Here is a 1994-nt window from a genome sequence, read left to right as displayed (position 1 = left end):
GGCCGTGAACTTACGTAAGTTTACGGCCCATACAGCAAGCGGATCCTAAATTTATAAATAACAAAAAGAGAAAGGTGAAATTGACTCGCTCAATTTCACCTTTCTCTTGGTTAGAGACTAGTTATGTCCCAGCCTCTTTTTTCATGGGCTTACACGCTTTTCCTCCGGTAAAAATACCAACATTGGTTCAGCAGTTTAATCTGATAGCGGTCTTTTTCCTGAAAGGCTTTCATCATCTGGTTTTTAAACCACACAGGCATATCAAAACCTCCTATGGGATCCCGTTCTTTTAGTAACCTATGTTAAAATAAGTTGTCACGTGTTTAGGAAAGGGGAAGCGGGTGAAAGAATGACAAACGAAGAACTGCAGACGATAACAGAACACATATCAGCCACTTTATTCGGCAAACCGTTTCGCCATAAGGCGTTTTTCAACCCCCGCCTCAGAACGACCGGAGGCAGGTATATGCTAGCAAGCCACAATATAGAAGTAAATCGTAAATATTATGAAGAGCATGGCCTCGCCGAACTTGAGGGGATCATCAAACATGAACTCTGCCATTACCACCTTCATATTGAAGGAAAAGGCTATAAGCATAGGGATGCCGATTTTCGTAAGCTTCTCGCTGAAACCGGATCACCGAGACATTGCACACCTCTCGTTGCACAAGCTTCACAAAAGCCGGTCTACTTTCGGCACTACCAATGCCAAAGCTGCGGACAGCGCTACAAGCGGAAACGGCGTGTCGATCTAAGCCGCTACTCATGTGGAAGATGCCGGGGAAAGCTGAAGGAAATTGCAGAAGGATAGGGCGGAAAAACTTTTTTAGAAAAAAGTTTTAAGAAGTATTGACATAGAGACCGTATGTCCTTATAATCGTAAGAGTCAGTTGATCCGCAGTAGCTCAGTGGTAGAGCTATCGGCTGTTAACCGATCGGTCGTAGGTTCGAATCCTACCTGCGGAGTTAGTAAACTTTCATATGGGGAAGTACTCAAGAGGCTGAAGAGGCGCCCCTGCTAAGGGTGTAGGTCGCGTAAGCGGCGCGAGGGTTCAAATCCCTCCTTCTCCGCCATATTATTTTTAGGCCCCTTGGTCAAGCGGTTAAGACACCGCCCTTTCACGGCGGTAACACGGGTTCGAATCCCGTAGGGGTCATCGCTCTTTTGAGAGCAGCAGTTTTTATAAAGAAAAGGTCCCGTGGTGTAGCGGTTAACATGCCTGCCTGTCACGCAGGAGATCGCCGGTTCGATCCCGGTCGGGACCGCCATTTCCAAATCTTACTTCTTGCGAAGTTAAGAGAGGATATGGTAGAATAAGAAAGCTCGAGAGGTTATGCCTCAGAGACTAATCACATGCGGATGTGGCGGAATTGGCAGACGCGCTAGAATCAGGATCTAGTGCCGCGAGGCGTGGGGGTTCGAGTCCCTTCATCCGCACCAAAAAAACTGTTGACAAACAACAGTGCAAGTGATACAATAGTTTTTGTCGTTTTAAATCAAATGCGGTCGTGGCGGAATCGGCAGACGCGCTAGGTTGAGGGCCTAGTGGTAGCAATACCGTGGAGGTTCAAGTCCTCTCGGCCGCACCATAATATTATATTAATGCGCCCGTAGCTCAATTGGATAGAGCGTTTGACTACGGATCAAGAGGTTAGGGGTTCGACTCCTCTCGGGCGCGCCATTTTACGGGAAGTAGCTCAGCTTGGTAGAGCACTTGGTTTGGGACCAAGGGGTCGCAGGTTCGAATCCTGTCTTCCCGACCAGCAGAACGTCAAGTGCGGGTGTAGTTTAGTGGTAAAACCTCAGCCTTCCAAGCTGATGATGAGGGTTCGATTCCCTTCACCCGCTCCAAAATTTGTTCCTTGAAAACTGAACGAAACAAACGTCAATGATTTACTTTTAAGCAAGACCAGCAAATGAGCTAACAAACTTTAATGAGAGTTTGATCCTGGCTCAGGACGAACGCTGGCGGCGTGCCTAATACATGCAAGTC

Annotated in this window: 2 protein-coding genes, 9 tRNA genes and 1 rRNA gene; 11 read left to right on the top strand and 1 reads right to left on the bottom strand. The window is 47.4% G+C overall.

Going from position 1 to position 1994, the window contains the following annotated elements:
- Nucleotides 1–149 precede the first annotated feature (149 nt).
- On the bottom strand, nucleotides 150–260 hold the full coding sequence (cmpA, locus tag AC0TWI_RS13960; RefSeq protein ID WP_488126948.1) for a cortex morphogenetic protein CmpA: 111 nt from the start codon (nucleotides 258–260) through the stop codon (nucleotides 150–152).
- 89 nt (nucleotides 261–349) lie between these two features.
- On the opposite strand from cmpA, the gene AC0TWI_RS13955 reads away from it, so the two are divergent.
- The 11 genes from AC0TWI_RS13955 to AC0TWI_RS13905 all read left to right on the top strand — a co-directional run.
- Nucleotides 350–811, top strand: coding sequence for a SprT family protein (locus AC0TWI_RS13955; protein WP_488126947.1), 462 nt, complete (start codon nucleotides 350–352; stop codon nucleotides 809–811).
- A gap of 83 nt (nucleotides 812–894) precedes the next feature.
- Nucleotides 895–966 (top strand) — tRNA-Asn (locus AC0TWI_RS13950).
- Between the two features lie 17 nt (nucleotides 967–983).
- Nucleotides 984–1074: transfer RNA gene (locus tag AC0TWI_RS13945), tRNA-Ser, on the top strand.
- An 11-nt stretch (nucleotides 1075–1085) separates the two neighbouring features.
- Nucleotides 1086–1157, top strand: a tRNA-Glu gene (locus AC0TWI_RS13940).
- A gap of 36 nt (nucleotides 1158–1193) precedes the next feature.
- Nucleotides 1194–1269 (top strand) — tRNA-Asp (locus AC0TWI_RS13935).
- An 87-nt stretch (nucleotides 1270–1356) separates the two neighbouring features.
- Nucleotides 1357–1441, top strand: a tRNA-Leu gene (locus tag AC0TWI_RS13930).
- A gap of 62 nt (nucleotides 1442–1503) precedes the next feature.
- Nucleotides 1504–1590 (top strand) — tRNA-Leu (locus AC0TWI_RS13925).
- A gap of 15 nt (nucleotides 1591–1605) precedes the next feature.
- Nucleotides 1606–1682, top strand: a tRNA-Arg gene (locus AC0TWI_RS13920).
- A 5-nt stretch (nucleotides 1683–1687) separates the two neighbouring features.
- A tRNA-Pro gene (locus AC0TWI_RS13915) sits at nucleotides 1688–1764 on the top strand.
- A gap of 14 nt (nucleotides 1765–1778) precedes the next feature.
- Nucleotides 1779–1852 (top strand) — tRNA-Gly (locus AC0TWI_RS13910).
- Nucleotides 1853–1931: 79 nt separating this feature from the next.
- Nucleotides 1932–1994: ribosomal RNA gene (locus AC0TWI_RS13905) — 16S ribosomal RNA — on the top strand; the annotation flags it as partial.

It is taken from the genome of Lederbergia sp. B243.17 (assembly GCF_057657925.1).
Note: the sequence above shows the minus strand (reverse complement) of the source record. Positions and strands in the feature narration are given on the sequence as shown.

Bases quoted from the DNA above. Each gene is read 5' to 3' on its own strand.
- cmpA (WP_488126948.1), bottom strand. From the start codon at position 260: ATGCCTGTGTGGTTTAAAAACCAGATGATGAAAGCCTTTCAGGAAAAA.
- AC0TWI_RS13955 (WP_488126947.1), top strand. From the start codon at position 350: ATGACAAACGAAGAACTGCAGACGATAACAGAACACATATCAGCCACT.